The organism is Prescottella equi, from assembly GCF_020171745.1.
GTDB classification, from domain to species: Bacteria; Actinomycetota; Actinomycetes; order Mycobacteriales; family Mycobacteriaceae; genus Prescottella; species Prescottella equi_A.
In genome coordinates this window covers 1-22,478 of sequence record NZ_JAIVAH010000036.1, presented here as the reverse complement: position 1 = coordinate 22,478, position 22,478 = coordinate 1, and the positions used below count along the sequence as shown (strand labels likewise).

Here is a 22,478-nt window from a genome sequence, read left to right as displayed (position 1 = left end):
GCGGTGTTGGCGCCGGCGACGTACGCGGCGTGGTGCTTGTCGTGGTGGAGCTCCATGATCTTGCCGGAGATGTGGGGCTCGAGGGCGGCGTAGTCGTACGGCAGATCGGGCAGCGTGTAGACAGACACGAGAATCCCTTCTTCGCGGGCGTGGCGCCCTGACGTGTGTGTTCGTGAATCGTGCTCGGGGATAACCCAATCTCATTGGTACACCCTGCGCAAGCAGACTGCTGAGGTGGGAATAACCTCACAAAAAAGTTCGGAGACCCTTAAACTGGCCCGGTTTTCGTGTGCCGGACATTACGGTCGGCGCCCGGAAGTGGAACGTGAACTGAACGGAACACTAATATCGAGCGGTGCCTTCCGTGACGCCCGCTTCATCCTCGGGGGTCGAGAGGGCGCCACGTGTCGAATTGACCGGGGCAAATCTCCTGCGGGCCATCGCAGTGCTCGCCGTCATCTATTCGCACATCTCCTTCTATCTGATCGACGATCTCGGCGACGGCTGGTGGCTGATCGACGGCGTGTACGCGGTGTTCGTGGAGGGACTCGGTCTCAATCAGCACCTCTCGTTCGTCGGCGTCGCGATCTTCATGATGCTCACCGGCGCGGTGATCACCAGGTCGGCGATCCGACACGCGCCCGGCCGATTCCTGATCGACCGGATCGGACGGCTGCTCCCGGCGTTCTGGGTGGCGATCGCGGCCGCGATCCTGCTGGTCCGCTTCGGTATCAACGGGATGTTCAGTGGGCAACCAGGCATTTCGAACGTCGAGGCCGCGCTCAGTTTCGCGCTCGGCGGGTTCTTCCTCAAACCCGAGGTCGCGGTCCTCGGGGTCACCTGGACGCTGGTCGTGCAGGTGATGTTCTACGTGTACTGCGTCGTGATGCGGCCCGTGCTGCGGACGCGTCCGGTGGCCGTCCCGCTCGTCGGCGCCGCGGTGTGCGCGCTGGTGCTGCTCTACAACCTCTACGCGCCACACCCGTACACCGTGCCGATGCTGTCGAAGGTCGCCGCCACGCTGCCGGCCGTCTTCCTCGGGCAGCTGATGTACCTGTGGTGGGCGCGGCTGTCGAACTGGCGCTGGATCGTCGTCGGCGTCCTCGCACAGATCGAGGTGGTGCGCCTCGCCACCGACATCCGGGTGTACTGGGCCGGCGACCGCTACCTGTGGACGATCACCGCGGTGACCGCGCTGGTGGTGCTGCTCGGGCGGTGGCGCGGTAGCCCGACGCGGTGGGCGGTCGTCCGCTGGACCGCGACCCGCAGCTACGCGATCTACCTGGTGCACACGCTGATCCTGTACCGGGTGTACGAGAACGCGGTCGGGCCGCTCGGCCGGACCGGCGCGGTCGTCGCCTTCCTGGTGGTGACGGCACTGGTGTCCGAGGTGCTGTACCGATGGGTCGAGGTGCCGGCCGCACGGTGGCTGACCGAGCGCACCAGACGCGGCGACGCCCCGGCGGCCGAGACTGCTGCCGAGCCGACCGCCGCCCCGGCGGCCGAGACTGCCGCCGAGCCGACCGACGACCCGATGGCGACCCGCGACCGCGCGTAGCATCGGCTTATGTCTTGGTTCGACGACCTCTTCGCCCCCGCCGGTACGAAATCCGTGATGGTCACCCAGGATCAGGCGCTGCCCGGTCGTGATGTCGCGATGCCCGTTCCCGACGCTCACTACGTCAACGGGCACCCGCTGACGCCACCGTTCCCCGACGGCATGCAGATCGCCGTCGTCGGCATGGGCTGTTTCTGGGGTGCGGAGAAGGAATTCTGGGAGTTGGACGGCGTGTACTCGACGGCCGTCGGCTACGCGGGCGGCTACACGCCGAACCCCACCTACGAGGAGGTCTGCTCGGGCCGCACCGGACACTCCGAGGTGGTCCTGGTGGTGTTCGACCCGGAGAAGATCTCGTACGAGGGCATTCTCAAGCAGTTCTGGGAGAACCACGACCCGACGCAGGGCATGCGTCAGGGCAACGATCAGGGCACCCAGTACCGATCGGTGATCTACACCGAATCCGACGAACAGGCCGCGATCGCGCGGGCCACCGCGGACGCGTTCGGCAAGCGCCTCGGGGCCGCCGGCTACGGCGAGATCACCACCGAGATCGCACCGCTCGACACCTTCTACTACGCCGAGGACTACCACCAGCAGTACCTCGCGAAGAACCCCGGCGGCTACTGCCCCGTGCACGCGACCGGCGTGAGTTGTCCTGTGGGACTGGGCGCCTGAGGTTTCCGCTCGGAACGCCACGTGGGGCCGACGCCGATACGGCGTCGGCCCCACGTGTGCGGTGATCAGGCTGCCGGGACCGGCTCCCGGTCGACGGTCTCGGCCGCGGTCTGGGCCGTGACCTGCTCGGTGATCTCCCTGCGGCGGCGATGCAGCGTGAGGACGATGCCGATCGCAACCAGCGACGATGCGGCCGCGATCAGATACGCAACGCTCATGCTGCCGTCCGTGTAGAAGCCGTAGCCCTCGATCACGGTGGCGACGTTCGAGTTCAGCACCGCGAACGCGATGACCGGCATGACCGACGCGATCAGGGTCTGCGACGCCTGCACCATGCTCGACATCGAGGCCTGCACCGACGGCGGAACCGACGCGATCGTGAGGTTCGGGATCGACGCGGTGGTGGCGCCCATGCCGAGACCGAAGAGCAGGATGCCGAAGAGGACCTCGACCTTGCCGACGTGCCAGAACGCTGTGAACACCGACCCCAGCAGCAGCAGGCCCGCGCCGCCGGCCAGCGTGAGTGTCGGGAAACGCTTGCGCAGGATGCGGCCGACGACGATGCCGGCGATGACGCTGCCGAGGCCCATCGGGATCTGCAGCAGGCCTACGCCCTTGGCGTCGACGCTGAAGCCGTAGCCCAGGCCGAGAACGGACGGCGTCATGCACATGATCGGGATGAGCGTCGCGTACAGCGAGATGGTGCCGTAAGCGAAGCCTGCCGAGAGGCAGATGCGCAGCATCGGGCCGTGGCGGAAGAAGCGCAGATCGACGATCGGGTCGGTGGTGCGCAGCGCGATCGGGACCCAGATCGCGATGAGCGCGAGACCGCCCAGGATCATCAGCAGGGTTCCGCTGTCGGTCCATCCCCACGACGGACCGAAGCTGATGCCGGCCAGGATGGCCGCGAGGCCGCCGCCGAGGAGCGCGGCACCGAGGTAGTCGAGGCGCGCGTTGTTGCGGACGGGCGACTCGGGGGTGGTGAGCATGACCAACGGAGCGAGGACCGCGAGGGCGATCAGCAGGAACCAGAAGAGCGAGCGAAAGCCCCACGCGTCGACCAGCAGGCCGGTGATGAACGGCGACGGGATCGTCATCAGGCCCATGCCGCCGGCCGCGATGCTGACCGCGAGCGCAAGCGTCTTGGGCGGGAAGACGTCTCGCATCAGTGAGAAGCCCAGGAACATGCAGGCGATCAGGACGCCGAACAGGCCGCGGCCGATCACGAGGATCAGGAAGCTGGGGGCGACCGCGGACATCAGCGCACCGACCGCGGCGATGGCCATGCTGATCAGGAACACCTTGCGCTTGCCGTGGATATCGGCGAGCTTGCCGGCCAGGGGGCAGGCAACCGCAGCGGCCAGCAGGTAAGCCGTTGTCACCCAGGCGACCTGATCGGTCTTGAAGTGTTCACCGATCGGCATCATCGCGACTGCGGCCATCGTCGAACTGAGCGAGACGATCTCGAGGACGAGAGCGATCGAGACCAGCGACAGAACGAGCCGGGGGGTCCAGCCGGTTCCGAAGACGGCCCGCGGGGTGGTGGCCGCGGTGCCGAGAGTTCCTGACATGTAACGCCTTTCTGCGATGTGTGGTCCGAGTCACACGACGTGACGCCCATTACAGATGGCGTGGGCACGATCACAGATAGCTCTTCCGTTCAACGGAACACTTTGTTTTCCGAATGCGGTGAAACGGCGAAGTGCGCACCCGATCGAGATCGGGTGCGCACCAGCGGCAGGTCTCGGCGTCGCAAAGGCGCTGTGGCCGTTGCCGTGTCCGATGGATGTAGTTGTCGGTCGAACGTCGGTCGGTCGGATCAGCCGATCTGCGGCATGACGTCGGACGCGACCAGCTCGATGTGGTCGAGATCGGCGAGGTCGAGCATCTGCAGGTAGATGCGCTGCGATCCGGCCTCGCGGTAGCGGCCGATCTTGTCGACGAGTTCGGCCGGGGTGCCGGCCAGCCCGTTCTGCCGCAGTTCGTCGACGTCGCGTCCGATGCTCGCGGCCCGGCGCGCGATCTCCTCCTCGGTGCGGCCGCAGCACAGCACCAGCGCGTTGGAGTACACGAGCGAATCGGGATCGCGGTCGATCGCCTTGCACGCCTCCCGGACCCGTCCGAACTGCGCGACGGTGTCCTCGATCGACACGAACGGCAGGTTGAACTCGTCGGCGTAGCGGGCCGTCATCGCGGGGGTGCGCTTCTTGCCCATGCCGCCCATCACGATCGGCGGCCGCGGCGACTGCACCGGCTTGGGCAGCGCGGGTGAGTCGGCGATCGGGAAGTGCTTGCCCTCGTGGCTGAACGTCTGTCCCAACGGGGTCTCCCACAACCCGGTGATGATCGCGAGGGACTCCTCGAGGCGGTCGAAGCGCTCGCCGAGCGACGGGAACGGGATGCCGTACGCGCGGTGCTCCTCCTCGAACCAGCCGGCGCCGAGGCCCAGCTCGATCCGTCCGCCGCTCATCGCGTCGACCTGCGCGACGGAGATCGCGAGCGGGCCGGGGTAGCGGAACGTCGCCGAGGTCACCAGTGTGCCGAGGCGGATCGTCGACGTGTCGCGGGCGAGCCCGGCGAGCGTGATCCATGCGTCGGTCGGACCGGGCAGCCCCTCGACGTTCATGGCGAGGTAATGGTCGGACCGGAAGAAGGCGTCGTACCCGCACTGCTCGGCGGTCTTCGCCACCGCGAGGAGATCGTCGTAGGTGGCGCCCTGCTGCGGTTCGGTGAAGATTCTCAGGTCCATGCAGTCCACTGTGCCGCACCAGGGAGTGTGACGTGCGTCGGCGTCGGAAGGATCGATGGAACCGATTCGCGTGCCGCCGCGTCAGAGCAGATGTCGGGATGGGAGCGTCCCGACGAGGGGGGGAGGCTGGGCCGGAACTCAGGGGCGGGACGTGGGCACGCGTCCCGGGTGGGGAGTTCCGGTCCGCGCCGGCTCGCGGCAATCCGCAGAGGGGGTGATCCACACAGGCTGTGGATTGCCGCGAGTCCCACCGTGCACAGTTGTCAGCAAAGCACTCACAGCACTGCGCTGACCTGTGGATGATCGCCCCGAAGGTTGTTCAGAACTGTGGATGAGCCTGTGGAAACTGTGGATAACTCGGAAGCGCAAGTGGTGCAGGTCACATTTCAATGCTCATTTCGGTGTTGTGATCTCCGCTACAGTCTCGGTCCGGTCACGAACCGGGCCGCCGCGTAACGCCGGACGCGCCTCCTGCGACCGGGGGTCGTGCCAGAATCGATGACGTGACCTCTCCACACGTTCCGACCGTTCACGTGACGGACCTCCCGGTGGAGCGCGACGGGACCGTCGTGCTGCTGGACGTGCGCGAAGCCGACGAATGGTCACTCGGCCACGCGCCCGGCGCCCAGCACATCCCGGTCGTCGACCTACCGGCCCGGATGGACGAGATCGACATCGACGCCGAGGTGTACGTCGTGTGCCGGCAGGGCGGCCGTTCCATCGTCGCCGTCGAGTTCCTGAACTCCGTCGGATTCGACGCGTATCACGTCGACGGCGGCATGGTGGCGTGGCAGGTCGCGGGCCTGCCGCTGACCTCGGACGACCACCCCGATGCGCCGAAGATCTTCTAGATGACCGTCGTCCAGGTGTGCGCTCGGTGCGCGTCGCAGTGGCCGGTGGCCGGTGCGCCCGCGCAGTGGTGCCCGCGCTGCCAGGGCGTCCTCCTCTCCCCGGTCGACACCCGGCGTCCCGCGCCGGCGTCCGGCCGCAACTTCCGCTGGGTGGCCCGCAGCCCCTACCCGCCCGCGGCGCGTCGTCGGACGGGCACTTCCCTCGGTCCCACCCCGCGGTACCGCCAGATCCCGCGCTGGGGGCTGCTCGACCCGCCACCGGAGGAGCGTGACGCGCCCGCCGGCCGCACCGACGCGGTCGCCGATCTCGCGCCCACCCTGCTCGCCTGCACGGCCCTCGTGTTCGGGCTCGCGACGCTGGCCGAGGCCTTCCGGTACGGGCTGCTCGTGTTCAACCGCGTCCGGCTCGTGGATCCGCTGACCCTCGCGATCTCCGACGCGATGGTGTGGTCGACGCAGCTGTCCGGGCCGCTGGTCGCCGTCGCCGCGGCCGTCGCCGTCGCGTTCCGGCTGCACGTCGAACGCGCCCGGGTGTTCACCGCCCGCGGGCTCGCCGACCCCCGCCCGCTGCGCGAACTGCTCGTCGGCGTGCTCGTGCCCGGCCTGAATCTCGTGATGCCCGGCGTGTACCTCCGCGAGATCGCGGGCGACGACCGTCGGCTCCGGCGTGCGATCCGGCTCTGGTGGACGGCCTGGATCACCGGCGGCGTCCTAGTCGTGCTGAACGTGCTGTGGCGGAACCAGGACTCGCTGCAGGCGCGTGCGGACGGCGTCGTGCTGGCGGGGGTCACCGCGGCCGTCGGCGTCGCGACCGCGCTGCTGGCGCTGCTCGTGATCCGGCGCCTGGACGGCCGTGACCTACTGGGCCGCCCGCACCCCGTCACCCGTTGGATCAACGTGCCGCGGTCCGAGGAGGTGCTCGCCGGATGAGCCCCGACCGTCGTGGACCGCTCGTCGTCGCGCACCGCGGCGCCTCCGCCTCTCGCCCCGAACACACCCTCGCCGCGTACGAACTGGCGCTCGCCGAGGGCGCCGACGGCCTCGAGTGCGATGTGCGGCTCACCCGCGACGGCCACCTCGTGTGCGTCCACGACCGCCGGGTCGACCGGACGTCGTCCGGCACCGGTGTGGTCAGCGAGATGACACTGAGCTCGCTCGGCGAATTCGATTACGGCGACGGCGACGAGCCTGCCGGGCTGCTCACCCTGGCGGACCTCATCACGCTGGTGCTGGACTGGACGTCGCGGCCCACCAAACTGTTCATCGAGACCAAGCATCCCGTCCGCTACGGCGGTCTGGTCGAGAGCAAACTGCTCGCGGAACTGGCCCGGTTCGGCCTGGCCGCCCCCGCCTCCGCCGACCACTCGCGGGCGGTGGTGATGTCGTTCGCGGCGAGCGCGGTGTGGCGGATCCGCCGGTCGGCGCCCCTGCTGCCGACGGTCCTGCTGGGCGACGCGTCGCGCTACCTCGGCGGCGGCGCCGCCACCACGGTCGGCGCCACGGCGGTGGGGCCGTCGATCAGGACGCTGCGCGAGCACCCCGAGATCGTCGACAAGGCGGCCGCGGCAGGCCGCGCCACCTACTGCTGGACCGTCGACGACCATGAGGACGTCGCACTGTGCCGGGAACTCGGCGTCAGCTGGGTCGCCACCAACCATCCGGGACGCACCAAGAATTGGCTGGGCGGCTGAGAGAACCGGCGTGTCCGTGTAGGTTTTGGGCTCGTGGGTAAGAAGAGCAAGAGAAACAGTGGTCCCAAGCCGGGCAGCAACCGCGCCGAGAAGCTCGAGCAGCGCCGCCTCGAACGCGAGGCGGACGTCGCCGCGCCGACTCGCCCCTTCGCGGGCCTGGCCGCCGAATGCGATCTCGTCGCCCTGCGCGAGTTCGTGCCGTCCGCGCTCGTCGAACTCCCGGTCCGGGACGCCGCCACCCCGGTGACCGCGGCCACCGTCCTGCCCGGCGCCGTTGCCGCGCTGGTGCGCGACGAGTCCGGCACCGCCGGCCGCTACGTGGGCCTGCAGGTCCAGGCGCACACGGCCGACCCGGGCGCCGACCTCGGTGCCGCGGTGACGTGGGCGCAGAGCGCCGAGCCGGGCACCTCGCTGGCCTTCGCCGACCCGCAGGCCGGCGGCCCGCGTCTGGCCGACGTCCTCGTCGCCGACGCGCTCCCGAAGATCACCGTCCACCAGACCTTCGACTGGTGGATCCCCGAGGGTGTCGAGCCGGCCCCCGACGTCGCCGCGACCGTCGTGCAGGCGAACCAGGCGATCATGCCGTCCGCGCGCGTCGAGGCCGACGGCGTCGTCGCCGCGTGGTGGGTGGACGCCGGTGACAAGGCGCACCTGCGCTGGGTGCGCCCCGAGGACGAGGACGAGCTGATGCTCGCGCTCGCCCGCGTGCACGCCGCCGGTGGGCTGCACCTCGGTGAGGGTTCGCGTTTCGCGGGGTCGTTCCGCACGCACGGCCTGCTCGTGCCGGTCTTCGACCTCGATCCCGAGAAGCACGTCAACGAGTGGGCGGCGGCCACCGCCGAGCTGGGCGAGCGTCTCGCCGAGGCCTTGGCCACGGACGCCCCGCTCACCGTGGCGGAGCGCGGCGCGCGCGACGGACTGCGCAGCCGCCAGGTCACCCTGCGCTGAGTTTCCAGACAGCCGCAGGGTCCCTTCGTGCGCTGTGAGCGCGTGAAGGGACCCTGCGGCTGTTTCGACAGTTAGATGGTGCCGCCCGCGGCCGGCGGGGCGCCCGACGCGTCGTCGACGCTGCGCATCTCCCGCGCCACGAAGTCCTCGAGATCGAAGAGGTTGGAGCCGGCGCGATCGGCGATGGTCAGCAGCGTCGTCATGCGCGCGACCTCCTCGACCTGCTCCTTGAGGAACCACTGCATGAACTGCTCGCCGAGGTAGTCGCCGTCGTCGCGGGCCGTCCGCGCGAGGGTCACGATCTGCTCGGTGACGGCCTTCTCCTGCGCCAGCGCGAGGGCGATGGGTTCGCGTGCGCCCTCGAAATGGCACCGCGCGGGGTCCACCCCGGTGAGTTCGACCGCGATGTCCCGATCCAGGAAGTACTGGATGATCATCATCGCGTGATTGCGTTCCTCGTTGCCCTGCTTGTAGAAGTGGCGGGCCAACTGGGGGAGATCCGCATTGTCGAAATACACGGCGGTCGCCAGGTACTGGTGCGACGCATTGAATTCGTTGCGGATCTGGTCGTGGAGAAGTGCGTGGAATTTCGTCCGATGCGAATCGTCTGAAGCACTCATGGAGCCACGATATAGGTGATCGGATCGAACTGTCACCCAAGCGGAACCTAATTAAGCCTAGTATTGCCTCAATTAGTGTCGCCTCAATTCGGCGGACTGTCCCGGTGTTCGGTTTCGCTGCAATTGCCGAGTATGTCGGCAATTGCAGCGAAAGGTGTCAGGCGCCGGAGCCGGCGATCCGGGGCGCCGTGGAGTCCGCCGTCACCGCGGAGCTCATCTCGCGGGCGACGAAGTCCTCGACGTTGAAGTAGTTGTCGCCGGCGCGATCGACGATGGTCAGCAGCGTCGTCATGCTGGCGACCTCCTCGACCTGTTCCTTGAGGAACCACTGGATGAACTGCTCGCCGAGGTAGTCCCCGGTGTCGCGGGCGGTGCGTGCCAGGCGCGTGACCTGCTCGGTCACGGTCTTCTCCTGCGCGACTGCGAGGGCGACCGGCTCGCGGACCGACGAGAACTCGGTGACGACGTCGTCGACGCCCGGCACGGTCACCGGCAGGTCGTTGTCGATGAGGTACTGGATCATCATCATCGCGTGATCGCGTTCCTCGGCGGCCTGGCTGTAGAAGCGGCCGGCCAGCTGCGGCAAATCATGCGAATCGAAGTAGACGGCGACCGCGGTGTACTGCTGTGAGGCGGTGAATTCGTTGCGGATCTGGGCCTGTAACAGTTGATGGAACTCGCTGGTGTGCGCCGCTTCAGTCATATGCGGAACATTACCGCCCGCAATGCCGCCGTAGTGCCGTCGCTGTCGGGACAGCGACGAGCATCACGGTGCGCCGGTGAGCAGGCTCGGCGGAACCTGTCGGTCATTTGCTAGAGCATCGAAGAATTCGGACGCCTTTTCCCGATCCCACAGCAGGACGTCACCCCAGCCCGAGACGACGTCGAAGCCGCCGACCGGCACCGTGGTGGTCACCATCTTGCCGCGCAGCGCCCACGCCAGCCCGGCGAGATTCCACAGGTGGTCGCCCTCGGCGACCTGCAGCGAACCGGCCGTCTTCGTCATCATCGGCCACAAGCGCAGCGGATTGATCAGCGTCAGGGGCGAGGTGGCCTTCTTCAACAGCGCGCTCATGAACGCTCGCTGGTTGTTCATCCGGTCCAGGTCGGCCATCGCGGTCGCGCGGCTACGGACGAAGCCGAGGGCCTCGGGGCCGGTCAGCTCCTGGCAGCCCTCCTGCAGGTTGATGCCGGCCAGCGGATCGTCGATCGGGTAGGGCACACACATGTCGACGCCGCCGAGGGCGTCGACGATGCCCGCGAAACCACCGAAGCCGATCTCCGCGTAGTGGTCGATGCGCAGCCCGGTGGCCTCCTCGACCGTCTGGACCAGCAACTGCTCGCCGTCGTCCTGCGAGAACGCGGCGTTGATCTTGCCGCGGCCCATGCCGGGGATGTTCACGTACGAGTCGCGCGGAATCGACACCATGGTGGTGGCGCCGCTCTTGGGGATGTGCACCAGCATGATCGTGTCGGTGCGCTTGCCCTCGATGTCGCCACCCGCGGCGAGCTGGCGGTCCTCCTCGGCCGACAGGCCGGCGCGGCTGTCCGAGCCGACCAGCAGCCAGTTGGTGCCGGGGGTGTCGGCGACGCGGCCCGGGTAGTCGGCGAGGGCGTCGACGCGGTTCAGTTTGGTGTCGAGGAAGACCACCCCGCCTACGGACGCCACCATCAGGACGACGAGGGTCAGCGCGACGCGGCGCAGCCACGTGCCCCGCTTGCGCGGCCGGCGCTGCTTCGGCGGTTCGGCCGGAGCGGCCGGGGGCCGCGGCGGCTGCGGATTGCGCGGCGGTGCCGGCGGGACGCGACGGGGCTCGGCGTAGGGGCGCGGGGTCTGCGTGGGAGCGTGACCGGTGCCTCGGGGCTGCGAGTACGCCTGCGGTTCCGGTGCCTGCGACCAGGCGCGGGCCGGCGCCGGACGCGGCGCGGGACCGCCGTGCCGGCCGTCGCGGCGAATGATCTGGGTGCCCTCGGGCTGCTGTGGGGGGCGCTGCGGCGGCGGCCCACCTCGGCGCGGGGGCGGGGGGATGTTGCGCGGTGGCTGGGGCCGGCCGCGGTGCGGCGGGCCCGGCTGACGTCTGTCGGGGGTCTCGCCGTTCACGCACCGAGAATACGTGCGATACCGGCAGATGCGGTCAGGGCAGCCACGACAGGTGGCCGCGGAGCAGGGCATACCCGACGAATGCGACGGCGTCGATCAGCGCGTGCGCGATCACCAGCGGCCACAATTTTCCGGTGCGCTGCCAGTAGCGCCCGAAGATCAGACCCATCAGGACGTTGCCGAGGCCGCCGCCCAGCCCCTGGTAGAGGTGATAACTGCCGCGCAGCAGCGCCGACGCCAGCAGCGACGAATTCTCGCTCCAGCCGAGCCGCCGCAGCCGCGAGATCAGGTACGCGACGACGAGGATCTCCTCGGCGGCCGAGTTCGCGATCGCCCACAGCACCAGCACCGGCAGGCGCCACCAGTGGTCGTCGATGGTGCTCGGCATGACCGTGAGGTTCATGTCCAGCGCGACCGCGGCCAGGTAGAACGCCAGCCCGGGGAGCCCGATCAGCGCCGCGAGCCCGACGCCGGGGAGGATCCCGTCGCGCAGCTGGGTGCGGCCCAGGCCGATCCGGCGCGGGCCGAGGCCGCTGCGCCACAGCAGGTACAGCCCCAGCGCCGCCCACGCCGCGAGCTTGACGACGCCGAGCAGTTGCCGGGCCAGGTCGATGAACGACTGCGTCGACCGGGACGGGTTGAGCGCGACCACCTGCTCGGACAGCCCGCCCGGCTGCAGCGCCGACTCGAGCAGCGACAGCGCGCTGTAGACGCCGTTGAGCCCGAACGTGACCAGCAGGACGATGGTGATCTCGAACCACAGGGCGCGCCGTTCGCGGGCGTCGAGCGGCGGCTCGGACGGGGACGGCGCGGTCGGGCGGAGCCACGAGTCGACGGTGGTGCGGGTGATCACCCCGCCGACGCTAGCCGCAATCCGCGTCAGAGGTGGTGGGCGAGGGATTCGGCTCTCGCGCCGAGGCTGGGCAGCCGCAGGTCCGCGAACGGCGTCAGCGCGTTGCCGAGCCGATTGGTCACGAACGCCACCGACAGCCCGCTGTCCGGGTCGGCGAACGCACCGGACCCGCCCATCCCGTAGTGCCCGAACGCGCCCGAATGCTGGGTGCGGGCCGCGACCAGCGCCGCGTGATAGCCGAGCCGCCAGTTCATCCGGATGCCGAGCACGTAGTCACGGGCCCGGGTCTGCACCTCGCTGAGCTGCGCGAGCGTGTCCGGTTCGAGGAACCGGATGCCGTCGACGACGCCGTCGTTCGCGAACGCCGCGTACATGCGGGCCAGTGCCCGGGCGCTGAACACCCCGTTCCAGCCGGGCATCACGAAGTCGTGGATCGTCGGGTCGCGCACCAGCAGGTCGAAGCCCTCGGGCATGCCGGCGTCGGCGATGTCCTTGAGATGCGGCACCAGCGACAGCGTCAGCGACGTCAGTCCCCACGGCACCCCGTAGGGGTTGATGTGCGGGAACACCTTTGCGATGCGGCCCTTCTCGGACTCGGGGACCTGGAACCAGAACTCGGGGATGCCGAGCGGTTCGGCAACCTCGGTGCGCACCAGTTCCGCGAACGGCTTGCCCGTCACCCGCGCGGTCAGTTCCGCGATCAAGGTTCCGTAGGTGACGGCGTGGTAGCCGGGCATCCGGGTGCGCCGCGGATCCGGCACCGCCGAGGCGAGGGCCGCGGTGACCCGGTCGTGGTCGAGCAGCGCGAGCCGTCCCGGCACCAGGCCGCGGATTCGGTGCAGTCCGGCGCGGTGACTGAGCAGTTCGCGGACGGTGATCGATTCCTTGCCGGCCTCGCCGAACTCCGGCCAGTAGGCCGCGACGGGGGTGTCGTAGTCGATCAGCCCGCGCTGCGCGAGGCGGTGCAGCACCGTGCTCGCGACACCCTTGCCCGTGGAGAACGACAGCGTGACGGTCTCGGAATCCCACTTGCGGATCGGCGACGCCCACCCCGCCCACACGTCGAGGACCGGCTTGCCGTGCAGGTAGACGGACAGGGCCCCGCCGCCGTCCCGGGTGCGGTGGAACAGGTGGAAGAACTGTGTCGCGAGCGCCTCGAAGCGCGGGTCGACGAGCATCGTCGTCGGCGGTCGATACACCGGCTTGCCGGGCTTGCGGCGGGGATCCCCGCCCGAGGCACGCCGCGGTACTGCGGCAGTCATGACGAGTGAACTTCCGATGTCGGTCGAGACCACCCTGATGCGGCCTCGGTGCTTATCTGTAGAACAGCCCGGGCGAGGTGGTGATTCCGCGATCAGGGTCGTGCGCGCAGTCCGTTCACGAACGGGCAGCCGACGAGGATCCGCAGCGCCCGGCTCAGCGCCGGTGCGTCGTCGACGGGTTCGGTGAAGTCGAGGCGGACGTCGTGGTCGCCGGCGGCGCCCTCGATCCGCAGGCGCACCCCGTACCGGTCGATGCCGAGTGGCCGCACCCGGCCGGTGCGCAGCACCGACGGCAGCCGCCGGGCCAGCAACTCGACGAGGTCGGCGTGGTCCTCCTCGAGGTGCTGCAGCCACGCGGTCTCGACGTCCTGGAACGGGTCGGGGGCGGCGGCGAGCAGGGCGTCGACCGGGACGGACTCGGCACCGCTGCTGTCGGCGACGACGGCCGACTCGAGCCGCAGCGTCAGCAGGGAGGCGCCGTGACCGAGGTCGAGCAGCGCGGGATCCGGGTGCTCGGCGGCGACGGCGTCGGCGAGGTGCCGGGCGCGGTCGTCGGGCACCGCGACGAGATTGCCGCGCAGCCACACGAGCGAGCGGACCGGTTCCCGCAGCGCGAGCGGCGCGTAGTCGGTGAGCTCGAGGACCGCGGGCAGCCCGCCCGGCCCGTACTGCCAGGCCAGCGCGGTGACCGCCGCGTCGGACGGGGCCACGACGACCACGGTGCCATCGGCGCTCAGGTGGTGCAGGGACGTGACGACGGGGTCGGTCCCGGCGACGGCCAGGACCGCGTCGGTGGCGCGCGCGCTCGCGCTGCGCATCCGCTCGGCGGTGGACGGTCCGGTGGTACGGGGCATGGCGGCATCCTTCGGGTCGAGTGACGCGAACAGAGCGGAAAGTGAGGTAAACCTAAGCTAATTCCTCGGGGGTGGTGGGGCAACCCCTCCGGCTCGGAATCGGGAGTTTCCGCCGGTCCGGGCTAACGTGGTGGTGTGTCGATCCCTGTGTCCCTGTCGATGCCGACTCTTCCGTCCCGCAACAGCGCGCCGCAGCCGCTCGTCGCGGGGCTGCTCCACCGGCGGCGAGAGGCCGCCGTTCCGGTCGTCCCCCGGGACGCCGTGACCGCCGGCCATCCGGTCGTGGCCGCGTCTGTGCTCACCGCCGCCGTCGGCACCGACGCCGACGCGGGTGCCGTGGTCGTCGAACTCGACGTCGCCCCGCGCGCCCTCCAGAGCGCGATCGATCACCGCGCCGTTCGCTACCACGTGGACTGCACGCCCGAGCAGGTCGAGGACGCCGTCGAACTCCGCCTGTCCGCGCCGGTCGCCGTCTTCGTCACGCCCGACGAGTCCGACGAGTCCGGCCCGACGCTCGCCGAATCCGCGCAGCTCCTCGCCGACGCCGGGCACAGCCCCGGACTGATCGCCGGCCAGCCGGCCGGCGTCGTCGCCGATTTCCTCGCGGTCCTCACCCACACCTCCGTCGGGTTCGTCGCCCGCGCCGCCGACGGCGCCGAGGTCCTTGCGCTGCTCGCCGGGACGGTCGCGTCGCTGCGCGGCGACGACGTCCGGGCCGCCCTCGCCGCGCCGGATGCGGCGGCGCTGGCCGCGCTGAACCCGGATGCCGCCGAGGCGGTGCGCGGGGTGCTGCTCGGCATCGAGGTGGCCGACCGGGACGAGGTCGACCGCGTGCTCGCCGGTGCCGGTCTGCTGTAACCCCGGTCTGCTGTAACGGAACCGGGACCGATCGCGGGAGTGCGCCGCGGCCGAGTGCGTAATCTCGTAGGCGTGCCACGTATCGCGTACTTCGGACCCACCGGAACCTTCACCGAGATGGCCCTCGCCCAGCTCGAGTCGGCCGGAACGTTCACCGGTGAGGTCGAGCGGGTCGCCGCCGTCAGCCAGCCCGCGGCGCTGGAGATGGTGCGCCGCGGTGAGGTCGCGGGCGCCGTCGTCCCGATAGAGAGTTCCGTCGAGGGATCCATCCGCCCGACGATGGACGCGCTCGCGCTCGGCGACCGGCTGCAGATCATGGCCGAGACCGAACTCGACGTCGCGTTCACGATCGTCGGACGCCCCGGCACCACGCTCGACGACGTCCGCACCGTCCGCGCCTACCCGGTCGCGACCGTCCAGGTGCAGGCCTGGCTCGACCGGAACCTGCCGAACGCGGTGGTCGAGCCCGCGGCGTCGAATGCCGGTGCCGCCGAGGACGTCGCGGCCGGCATTGCGGACGCCGGGGTGTCCACCGCGCTGGCGGGGGAGCGGCTGGGGCTGACGGCCCTCGCGTCCGGCGTCGCCGACTACGAGGGCGCCCGCACCCGCTTCGTGCTCGTCACCGCGCCCGGCCCGGCCCCGGCCCGCACCGGCAACGACCGCACCAGCGTCGTGCTGCACCTCGACAACGTGCCCGGCTCCCTGGTGCGCGCGATGACCGAGTTCGCGACCCGCGGCATCGACCTCACCCGGATCGAATCCCGGCCCACCCGCAAGGAATTCGGCACCTACCTGTTCCACCTGGACTGCGTCGGGCACATCGACGACGGCCTGGTCGCGGAGGCACTCAAGGCGCTGCACCGCTTCAGCGACGTCCGGTTCCTCGGGTCGTGGCCGTCGGCGGTGCCGGGCGGCGGCGCGCCGATGCCGGACGCCGACGACGCGGCCTGGCTGGAGCGTCTGCGTCGCGGGGAGGCCGGCGCATGAGCGGTCGGCTGATCCTGGTCCGGCACGGGCAGACGGAGGCGAACGTCGAACGTCGGCTCGATACCCGGCTGCCGGGCGCACGGTTGACGGAACTCGGTCGGACACAGGCACAGTCGCTCGGCTCGCGGCTGGCGCTGCGCCCGCCGACCGCGCTGGTGTCGTCGCAGGCGCTGCGTGCCCGGGAGACGGCGGGATTCGTGGAGACGGAGTCGGGCATCACGCTGCAGGTCCGGGAGGGCCTGCACGAGGCGCAGGCCGGTGAGCTCGAGGACCGCTCCGACCTCGAATCGCACAAGATGTTCGCGAAGGTGTTCCACACCTGGCACACCGGCGATCTGTCGGCGCGGATCCCCGGCGGCGAGTCCGGGCACGACATCGTCGAACGCTATGTGCCCGTGATCGATGCGCTGCGCGGCGAGTACCTCGACGGCGGCGCGGCGGGCGACGTCGTGGTGGTCAGCCACGGCGCCGCGATCCGGCTGGTCGCCGCCTACCTGTCGGGTGTGCCGGGCGCGTTCGCGGCGGACCGGCACCTGGAGAACACGTCGACGGTGGAGTTGGTGCCGACGGACGCGGGCTGGCAGTGCGTCCGGTGGGGCACCTACGATCCGCCGTTCGACGCGACCCCGCAGCGGCCCTGGTTCGAGCCCGAGGCGGCCGGCGCCACCGACGACCCGATGGGCTGACGCCTCTGACGCCTCAGCCGAGGGCGTCGAGCAGGCCGAGTAGGGCCTGACGCAGCCGTCCGGGGTGACCGGGGCTGAGCGAGGTCCAGCGGGTGCCGTCGGCGGCGACGCTGGTGGTCCCGACGATCCGTCCGGCCGCGGTGTCGAACACCGTGACCGGCCCGTGCATCAGGTCGGGGCGGCCGTCCTCGTGGACGATGCCGACGATCTCGGTGAAGACGGGACACCCGGCGAACGCGGGTCCGATCACGGCGGCGTCCGCGGCCGGCACCCCGATCCCGGTCAGCTCCGCCGCGGCCCGGTCCGGGTCGACGAGACGGTCCAGGGCCGCGCCGAGCACGTCGGTGGGCCGGTTGACCACCCCGAACGGGAGGGCGTCGGCCGCACCGAGCGCGTGCGCGACCGGTCCGGCGAGGTCGTGCCGCAGGTACTGGACGGTGAGCGCGTCGCCGCTGCGCAGCGCCAGGACGGCGCCGTCGTCGCCGCGGGCCAGGCAGAGCCGCGAGACGGTGCCGGCCGCGAACCGCCGCGCCGCGATCTCGCCGCGGGGCCGGGCCAGGACGCGCAGCCACCGCGTCAGCTCGGGGTGCACGGCGCCGCCGTCGAGCAGTCCGGCCGCGGTGAGCGTGTCGTGGGCCCGGTCGAACGCGGCGTCCCGGGCGGGCACCGAGTCGAAGCGGGGGCCGGCGTCGAGCACCACCGGCAGGACGTCGACATCCAGCAGATGGACCAGCAGATCGAGTTCGTCGACGGTCAGCGCGACCGACGGCAGCGCGGTGCCCACGGGGTCGATGCCCAAGTCGATCACCGCCCGTCCTCGTCCGGCGCGGCGCCGATCACCGACGGGATCACCGTGCGGCCGTCGGTGAAGTGCTCGAACCGGCGCAGGTAGTCGGGTGTGCTGTGCCCGGAATCGTCCGCGTCGTCGGTGTCGACCGTGCCGCGCGGCGCGCCCGCCGGGGCGCCCGCGGTCGCCTGGTTCCGGGTGGCGGCCGCCGCGGCGTCGGTGCGGAGCCCGTCGGTTGCCGCGGCGGATCCCGGTCCCGTGCCCGTTCCGGCATGGCCCGCGCCGCCGCGCGCGCCCGAGCCGTCGAGCTGTCCGGCCTGGGCCCAGCCGTCGGGCAGGGCCGCGCCCGCTCCGCCGCCGACTCCCGCGGCCCGGGACGCCGCCGGGCCGGACATGCCGGACGCACCGGACATGCCGGATGCGCCGGACCGGGACCCGGCGGGACGCGCGTCCCCGCCGGTGCCGGTCGGGGTGTTCGCCAGTGCGGGTGCCGCGCCGCCCAGCCCGCCGAGGACCGCGCCACCGATGTTGGCGGCGGCCGAGGTGGCGGAGGAGACGGCACCGGCGGCCGAGCCGATCTGGGATGCGGCGGTGGCCACGCCCGGGCTCTGCGCGAACGCGGTGGCGACGGCCGCGACCGTGCCGACCGGGTCGGTGCGGAAGTCGTGCTCGAGCCGGCGGCGGGCCACCTCGCCGGCGTCCCGGGCGTCGAGCCCGGCCGTCGAACCGTTGGTGAGCGGCGGCGGCTGCGTGAACGTCTCGGGTGTCGTGACGATGCTCGACGCCGCTTCGTACACCTCCATCACCACTCCGGCCCGGAAGTCCATCGCACGGTCGGCGGCCTCGGCGGCGGCCGCGGAACCGTTGACCACACCGCCGGTGCTGTATGCCGCGGTCTTGGCGGCCTTGACCGCGGTGATCTCCGGCAGGCTGGGCATCGTCATCGCCGCGGTGGTGTACGACCCGGCCTGCGTGGACGCCTTGGTCGACGTCTCCGCGGCGAGCGCCGCGGACTGCTCGACCCACGTGGTGAACGGTGTGAGTCGGGCGAGCGCGGCGTCGGCCGCGACACCCGTCCAGCCCGCACGCAGCTCCGTCATCACCCGGTTGAGCGTGGCGCCCGCGTCGGCGAGGCTCGCCGACAGCGCCGCCCAGGCCGGGCTCGCCGCGCCGAGCGGTACCGGGCCGGCCCCGGCCGAGAGTGTGGTCGAGTTGACCGTTGCCCCGCGCGGCATCCAGACGACGCCGGTGACACCGATGGTCATGCTGCGTTCCCCCTCGAGATCGACTGTCGATTGATGCGCGGCGTCACATGCCGGCGATGAGCGAGGTGCCGAGCGTCCGGTCCTCTTCCCGGTACGCGGCGGCCTGCGCGCGGAGCATCGCGGCGGCCGCGATCAACTCCTCGATCCCGCGGCCCGCGGCGGTACCGAAGCTGCCCGAGAGTCGGTTGAAGTAGCCGGCGGCCAGCACCGACACCTCCTCGGCGCCGGACGGTGCGACGTTCAGCGCGGGGGAGTGGATCGCGAGGGAGGTCTGCAGGCGCGCGACGAGCGCGTCGATCTCCCCGGCCGCGGCAAGGAGGACGTCCGGGTCGACATACACGTGGTCCGACATGGCGGTGCACTCCTCGGCTCGGGGACGGCGGCAACCGGAACCAGCGCCAGGCTTGTTCCTCGATTGGTTGGACGCCGGAGGAGGCCGGTCGGTTCCATGTGAAACCGACGAAAAATCCGCGAGAGGGCGGTCAGCCCCAGCCGAGCTCGTGCAGCCGGTCCTCGTCGATGCCGAAGTAGTGCGCCACCTCGTGGATCACCGTCACCATGACCTCGTGCACGACGTCGTCGTCGGTCTCGCACACGTCGAGGATCGCGTCGCGATAGATCGTGATGGTGTCGGGCAGCGCGCCCCCGTAGTGGCTATCCCGCTCGGTGAGTGCGATGCCCTGGTAGAGCCCGAGCAGCGTCGGCTCCTCGTCGTTGCGGGCCTCGACGAGCACGACGACGTTGTCGATCGCGCGGGCCAACTCCGGCGGGATGAGGTCGAGCGCCTCGGAGACCAGCTCCTCGAAGCGAGCGGTCGTCATGGTCACCGGCACGTCAGGCTCCCGGAAGCGGTGCCGCGCCGGGCAGCGGGGTGGGTAGCGAACGGCCGTCGGGGGCGGCGGGCGGCGGGACCGGGGCCTGACCGTTGATCAGGATGTCGCCCTTGGCACTGCCGACGATGGTGGCGAACCCGCTGCCGTCGACCTCCTGGCCGATCGAGCAGTTGATCTTGCGGCTGCCGACGAGCCAGCTGTCGAGGTCCAGGTTGTCCCAGAACAGGGTGAGCGTCTTGTCGCGCAGCACGTCGGGCGAGCCGAGGTAGCCGGTGCTGGCGTCGGTGCAGGCCTTCTCGAGGAACCGGTCCTGGTCCTCGACCGACGGCATGCCGCCGGGGAACTGGCTGGCCAGGTCGATGACGCCGACCACCTCGAACGCATGCGGCTGGGCGCAGTCGACGGGATCGGACGGCACGTTCTGGTTGATGCCGACGCAGGTTCCCACGTCCCACACCTTCGACTGGTCCTGCTGTTCGACCATGCCCTGGAACGACAGCAGCGTTCCGGTGACTCCGGAGAACTGCAGGCCGCAGCGGATGGTGCGCTCGCCCGCCGACCAGCCGGCCTCGCCGGGGTTGATCAGTCCGACGCTGAACTTGCCCTTGGGGTCGAACCGCCCGTTCAGGTAGGTGTTGACGGCCGGCGCGCACTGCTCGTCGCGCAGTTCGGAGAAGCGCAGGACGCCGGGGAACTTGGCGCCGGGTCCGAACTCGATGCCGGGATACAGGCTGAGGTCGATGTCGGTGGCCACCTCGAACTGGTGCGGCTGCGCGCAGTCCACCTGCTCGAGGTCGCTGGCGTCGGCCTCGGACCAGGTGAGGCAGTCGCCCGTCGTCGCCGATCCGAATGCGTCGCCCGCGACCGCGCCGGTGGGCTGCGGCCCGACGGTGTTGGTGTGCGCCGGAAGCTTCTCGCCGCGGTCGAAGCCGCCGGCCAGGAAGATGGTGGCGATCGCGGCGAGGACCGCGCCGATCGCGACGAGCGCGAGAGCGCGCCTGGTCACGGGCGCGGACAGGTGTCGGCCCCGCTCCGGGCTTGGAGTCGGCTGTGGCTGCTCGTCGGACATCGCCTACATAATGCCCGCATCGGGCGCGGTTGCCGAAGTTTCCGCGTAGGTTCGTGCGGCATGAGTGAGGAATCTCCCGATCGGCGCGGCGGCGGCGAGCCCGCGGACGTGCAGGAGTTGGCGGGTCGTTTGTTCGACATGGCCCGCGCCGGCGACGTGGCCACGCTGGTGCAGTACGTCGACGCCGGTGTCCCGGTGAACCTCACCAACGGCAGCGGCGACACGCTGGTGATGCTCGCGGCGTACCACGGTCACGCCGACACGGTGCGCGCGTTGGCCGACCGCGGTGCCGACGTGAACCGCCCCAACGACCGCGGGCAGACGCCGCTGGCCGGTGCGGTGTTCAAGGGCGAGGACGACGTGGTGGCCGCGCTCGTGGCCGCCGGTGCGGACGCGGCGGCCGGTCAGCCGTCGGCGCTCGATGCCGCACGCATGTTCGGACGCGAGGATTATCTGCGGATATTGGGGCAGCACCCGGAATGATCGTGGCGTCACCAAGTAGGGTTTGTGGTCGTGATTGACCTCAAGTTCCTTCGCGAGAATCCTGACGCCGTCCGCACCTCGCAGCGCACCCGCGGCGAAGACCCCGGTCTGGTCGACGCGCTGCTCGAGGCCGACGCATCCCGCCGCGCCGCCATCCTGGCAGGCGACACGCTGCGCGCCGAGCAGAAGGCGTTCGGCAAGAAGGTGGGGCAGGCGTCTCCCGAGGAGCGTCCGGCGCTGCTCGCGGGCTCCAAGGAACTGGCGCAGAAGGTGAAGGACGCCGAGGTCGCGCAGCACGAGGCGCAGGCCAAGCTGGACGAGGCGCACCGCGCGATCTCGAACATCGTGCAGGACGGCGCCCCGGCCGGCGGTGAGGACGACTTCATCACGCTCGAGACCGTCGGCGAGATTCCGACGTTCGACTTCGAGCCCAAGGATCACCTCGAGCTCGGCGAGTCGCTGGGGCTGATCGACATGGAGCGCGGCGCCAAGGTGTCGGGCTCGCGGTTCTACTTCCTCACCGGCTTCGGTGCGATGCTCCAGCTGGGCATGCTGCAGCTGGCGGCGCAGAAGGCGATGGCCAACGGGTTCACCATGATGATCCCGCCGGTGCTGGTGCGCTCCGAGATCATGCAGGGCACCGGCTTCCTCGGCCAGCACGCCGACGAGGTCTACCACCTGGCCGACGACGACCTGTATCTCGTCGGCACCTCCGAGGTCCCGCTCGCCGGCTACCACTCGGGCGAGATCCTGGACCTGGCCGACGGCCCCAAGCGGTACGCGGGCTGGTCGTCGTGCTTCCGCCGCGAGGCCGGCAGCTACGGCAAGGACACCCGCGGCATCATCCGCGTCCACCAGTTCGACAAGGTGGAGATGTTCACCTACTGCAAGCCGGAGGACGCCGACGCCGAGCACCAGCGTCTGCTCGCGTGGGAGCGCGACATGCTGGATGCGATGGGCCTCCCGTACCGCGTCATCGACGTCGCCGGCGGCGACCTCGGATCGTCTGCGGCCCGCAAGTTCGACTGCGAGGCTTGGGTTCCCACGCAGCAGGCGTACCGCGAGCTGACGTCGACGTCGAACTGCACCACGTACCAGGCACGCCGCCTGCACGTGCGGTACCGCGACGAGAACGGCAAGCCGCAGACCGCCGCGACCCTCAACGGCACCCTCGCCACCACCCGCTGGCTCGTCGCGATCCTCGAAAACCACCAGCAGGCAGACGGTTCCGTGCGCGTGCCGGACGCCCTGGTGCCCTTCGTGGGGCGTGAGGTGCTGACCGCGCCGTAGCGCTTCTTTCTCTTCCGTGTCGGCCGAATGTCACACGCGTTCAGTCTGAACGAAC

At 70.6% G+C, this 22,478-nt stretch carries 24 protein-coding genes and 1 pseudogene; 11 read left to right on the top strand and 14 right to left on the bottom strand.

The window, feature by feature from the left end; all coding sequences use genetic code 11:
* Nucleotides 1-128: pseudogene (locus LCL87_RS25285) on the bottom strand (superoxide dismutase); the annotation flags it as partial.
* 284 nt (nt 129-412) lie between these two features.
* Here LCL87_RS25285 and LCL87_RS25280 point away from each other — a divergent pair.
* Nucleotides 413-1,558 (top strand): acyltransferase family protein, encoded by a 1,146-nt coding sequence (locus LCL87_RS25280; RefSeq protein ID WP_237692791.1) that lies wholly within the window; start codon nt 413-415, stop codon nt 1,556-1,558.
* Nucleotides 1,559-1,567: 9 nt separating this feature from the next.
* On the top strand, nt 1,568-2,236 hold the full coding sequence (gene msrA / locus LCL87_RS25275) for a peptide-methionine (S)-S-oxide reductase MsrA (RefSeq protein ID WP_225024207.1): 669 nt from the start codon (nt 1,568-1,570) through the stop codon (nt 2,234-2,236).
* 65 nt (nt 2,237-2,301) lie between these two features.
* On the opposite strand, the gene LCL87_RS25270 is transcribed toward msrA, so the two are convergent.
* Together LCL87_RS25270 and LCL87_RS25265 are read right to left on the bottom strand one after the other, a co-directional pair.
* Nucleotides 2,302-3,807: an MFS transporter gene (locus LCL87_RS25270; protein ID WP_225024206.1), complete on the bottom strand. Its 1,506-nt coding sequence runs from the start codon at nt 3,805-3,807 to the stop codon at nt 2,302-2,304.
* 248 nt (nt 3,808-4,055) lie between these two features.
* Entirely contained in the window at nt 4,056-4,985 is a 930-nt protein-coding gene (locus tag LCL87_RS25265) for an LLM class F420-dependent oxidoreductase (protein ID WP_225024205.1), read from the bottom strand.
* Nucleotides 4,986-5,488: 503 nt separating this feature from the next.
* Between LCL87_RS25265 and LCL87_RS25260 the strand changes: the two genes are divergently transcribed.
* The 4 genes from LCL87_RS25260 to LCL87_RS25245 are packed head-to-tail and all read left to right on the top strand — an operon-like array spanning nt 5,489 to nt 8,475.
* A complete protein-coding gene (locus tag LCL87_RS25260; protein ID WP_225024204.1) occupies nt 5,489-5,836 on the top strand; it encodes a rhodanese-like domain-containing protein in 348 nt (115 codons plus the stop codon).
* Nucleotides 5,837-6,766 (top strand): DUF4328 domain-containing protein, encoded by a 930-nt coding sequence (locus LCL87_RS25255; RefSeq protein ID WP_225024203.1) that lies wholly within the window; start codon nt 5,837-5,839, stop codon nt 6,764-6,766.
* Nucleotides 6,763-7,527: a glycerophosphodiester phosphodiesterase gene (locus LCL87_RS25250; RefSeq protein WP_225024202.1), complete on the top strand. Its 765-nt coding sequence runs from the start codon at nt 6,763-6,765 to the stop codon at nt 7,525-7,527. The genes LCL87_RS25255 and LCL87_RS25250 overlap by 4 nt, the downstream gene beginning before the upstream one ends.
* Nucleotides 7,528-7,560: 33 nt before the next feature.
* Complete coding sequence (locus LCL87_RS25245) at nt 7,561-8,475, top strand: DUF5926 family protein (protein WP_225024201.1); 915 nt, start codon at nt 7,561-7,563, stop codon at nt 8,473-8,475.
* Between the two features lie 71 nt (nt 8,476-8,546).
* Here the strand turns inward: LCL87_RS25245 and LCL87_RS25240 are convergent, their stop codons facing one another.
* The 6 genes from LCL87_RS25240 to LCL87_RS25215 all read right to left on the bottom strand — a co-directional run bounded on the left by LCL87_RS25240 (nt 8,547) and on the right by LCL87_RS25215 (nt 14,165).
* Entirely contained in the window at nt 8,547-9,095 is a 549-nt protein-coding gene (locus LCL87_RS25240) for a ferritin (RefSeq protein ID WP_225024200.1), read from the bottom strand.
* Nucleotides 9,096-9,252: 157 nt separating this feature from the next.
* The gene (locus LCL87_RS25235) at nt 9,253-9,798 is read right to left on the bottom strand and encodes a ferritin (protein ID WP_225024199.1); all 546 of its coding nucleotides are present in this window, start codon (nt 9,796-9,798) and stop codon (nt 9,253-9,255) included.
* A gap of 63 nt (nt 9,799-9,861) precedes the next feature.
* The gene (locus LCL87_RS25230) at nt 9,862-11,055 is read right to left on the bottom strand and encodes an LCP family protein (RefSeq protein WP_225024210.1); all 1,194 of its coding nucleotides are present in this window, start codon (nt 11,053-11,055) and stop codon (nt 9,862-9,864) included.
* A gap of 175 nt (nt 11,056-11,230) precedes the next feature.
* Nucleotides 11,231-12,049, bottom strand: a complete 819-nt coding sequence (locus LCL87_RS25225) for a CPBP family intramembrane glutamic endopeptidase (protein ID WP_225024198.1) — start codon at nt 12,047-12,049, stop codon at nt 11,231-11,233.
* Nucleotides 12,050-12,075: 26 nt separating this feature from the next.
* On the bottom strand, nt 12,076-13,227 hold the full coding sequence (locus LCL87_RS25220; RefSeq protein WP_225024209.1) for a serine hydrolase domain-containing protein: 1,152 nt from the start codon (nt 13,225-13,227) through the stop codon (nt 12,076-12,078).
* 176 nt (nt 13,228-13,403) lie between these two features.
* Nucleotides 13,404-14,165 (bottom strand): DUF2470 domain-containing protein, encoded by a 762-nt coding sequence (locus LCL87_RS25215; RefSeq protein WP_225024197.1) that lies wholly within the window; start codon nt 14,163-14,165, stop codon nt 13,404-13,406.
* Between the two features lie 135 nt (nt 14,166-14,300).
* Between LCL87_RS25215 and LCL87_RS25210 the strand changes: the two genes are divergently transcribed.
* From LCL87_RS25210 to LCL87_RS25200, 3 genes are all read left to right on the top strand, one after another.
* The gene (locus LCL87_RS25210) at nt 14,301-15,023 is read left to right on the top strand and encodes a hypothetical protein (RefSeq protein ID WP_225024196.1); all 723 of its coding nucleotides are present in this window, start codon (nt 14,301-14,303) and stop codon (nt 15,021-15,023) included.
* Between the two features lie 72 nt (nt 15,024-15,095).
* Complete coding sequence (gene pheA / locus LCL87_RS25205; RefSeq protein WP_225024195.1) at nt 15,096-16,010, top strand: prephenate dehydratase; 915 nt, start codon at nt 15,096-15,098, stop codon at nt 16,008-16,010.
* Entirely contained in the window at nt 16,007-16,696 is a 690-nt protein-coding gene (locus tag LCL87_RS25200) for a histidine phosphatase family protein (RefSeq protein ID WP_225024194.1), read from the top strand. The genes pheA and LCL87_RS25200 overlap by 4 nt, the downstream gene beginning before the upstream one ends.
* A 13-nt stretch (nt 16,697-16,709) precedes the next feature.
* Here LCL87_RS25200 and LCL87_RS25195 read toward each other — a convergent pair whose 3' ends face one another.
* The 5 genes from LCL87_RS25195 to LCL87_RS25175 all read right to left on the bottom strand — a co-directional run bounded on the left by LCL87_RS25195 (nt 16,710) and on the right by LCL87_RS25175 (nt 20,650).
* Nucleotides 16,710-17,504 carry an ESX secretion-associated protein EspG gene (locus LCL87_RS25195; RefSeq protein WP_225024193.1) on the bottom strand — a complete coding sequence of 265 codons (795 nt, stop codon included), beginning with the start codon at nt 17,502-17,504 and terminating at the stop codon, nt 16,710-16,712.
* A complete protein-coding gene (locus LCL87_RS25190; RefSeq protein ID WP_225024192.1) occupies nt 17,501-18,748 on the bottom strand; it encodes a PPE domain-containing protein in 1,248 nt (415 codons plus the stop codon). The genes LCL87_RS25195 and LCL87_RS25190 overlap by 4 nt, the downstream gene beginning before the upstream one ends.
* Nucleotides 18,749-18,791: 43 nt before the next feature.
* Nucleotides 18,792-19,100: a PE family protein gene (locus tag LCL87_RS25185; protein ID WP_225024191.1), complete on the bottom strand. Its 309-nt coding sequence runs from the start codon at nt 19,098-19,100 to the stop codon at nt 18,792-18,794.
* Between the two features lie 130 nt (nt 19,101-19,230).
* A complete protein-coding gene (locus LCL87_RS25180) occupies nt 19,231-19,581 on the bottom strand; it encodes a metallopeptidase family protein (protein WP_225024190.1) in 351 nt (116 codons plus the stop codon).
* Nucleotide 19,582: 1 nt separating this feature from the next.
* Nucleotides 19,583-20,650: a septum formation family protein gene (locus tag LCL87_RS25175; protein WP_225024189.1), complete on the bottom strand. Its 1,068-nt coding sequence runs from the start codon at nt 20,648-20,650 to the stop codon at nt 19,583-19,585.
* Nucleotides 20,651-20,710: 60 nt separating this feature from the next.
* Between LCL87_RS25175 and LCL87_RS25170 the strand changes: the two genes are divergently transcribed.
* Entirely contained in the window at nt 20,711-21,133 is a 423-nt protein-coding gene (locus LCL87_RS25170) for an ankyrin repeat domain-containing protein (protein ID WP_225024188.1), read from the top strand.
* A gap of 30 nt (nt 21,134-21,163) precedes the next feature.
* A complete protein-coding gene (gene serS / locus LCL87_RS25165; RefSeq protein ID WP_225024187.1) occupies nt 21,164-22,423 on the top strand; it encodes a serine--tRNA ligase in 1,260 nt (419 codons plus the stop codon).
* The last annotated feature ends 55 nt before the right edge of the window (nt 22,424-22,478 follow it).

Coding starts and splice junctions, on each gene's coding strand:
- LCL87_RS25170 (WP_225024188.1), top strand. CDS start 20,711: ATGAGTGAGGAATCTCCCGATCGGCGCGGCGGCGGCGAGCCCGCGGAC.
- LCL87_RS25215 (WP_225024197.1), bottom strand. CDS start 14,165: ATGCCCCGTACCACCGGACCGTCCACCGCCGAGCGGATGCGCAGCGCG.
- LCL87_RS25240 (WP_225024200.1), bottom strand. CDS start 9,095: ATGAGTGCTTCAGACGATTCGCATCGGACGAAATTCCACGCACTTCTC.
- LCL87_RS25175 (WP_225024189.1), bottom strand. CDS start 20,650: ATGTCCGACGAGCAGCCACAGCCGACTCCAAGCCCGGAGCGGGGCCGA.
- LCL87_RS25235 (WP_225024199.1), bottom strand. CDS start 9,798: ATGACTGAAGCGGCGCACACCAGCGAGTTCCATCAACTGTTACAGGCC.
- LCL87_RS25200 (WP_225024194.1), top strand. CDS start 16,007: ATGAGCGGTCGGCTGATCCTGGTCCGGCACGGGCAGACGGAGGCGAAC.
- LCL87_RS25190 (WP_225024192.1), bottom strand. CDS start 18,748: ATGACCATCGGTGTCACCGGCGTCGTCTGGATGCCGCGCGGGGCAACG.
- LCL87_RS25185 (WP_225024191.1), bottom strand. CDS start 19,100: ATGTCGGACCACGTGTATGTCGACCCGGACGTCCTCCTTGCCGCGGCC.
- LCL87_RS25270 (WP_225024206.1), bottom strand. CDS start 3,807: ATGTCAGGAACTCTCGGCACCGCGGCCACCACCCCGCGGGCCGTCTTC.
- LCL87_RS25220 (WP_225024209.1), bottom strand. CDS start 13,227: ATGCTCGTCGACCCGCGCTTCGAGGCGCTCGCGACACAGTTCTTCCAC.
- LCL87_RS25265 (WP_225024205.1), bottom strand. CDS start 4,985: ATGGACCTGAGAATCTTCACCGAACCGCAGCAGGGCGCCACCTACGAC.
- LCL87_RS25250 (WP_225024202.1), top strand. CDS start 6,763: ATGAGCCCCGACCGTCGTGGACCGCTCGTCGTCGCGCACCGCGGCGCC.
- msrA (WP_225024207.1), top strand. CDS start 1,568: ATGTCTTGGTTCGACGACCTCTTCGCCCCCGCCGGTACGAAATCCGTG.
- LCL87_RS25255 (WP_225024203.1), top strand. CDS start 5,837: ATGACCGTCGTCCAGGTGTGCGCTCGGTGCGCGTCGCAGTGGCCGGTG.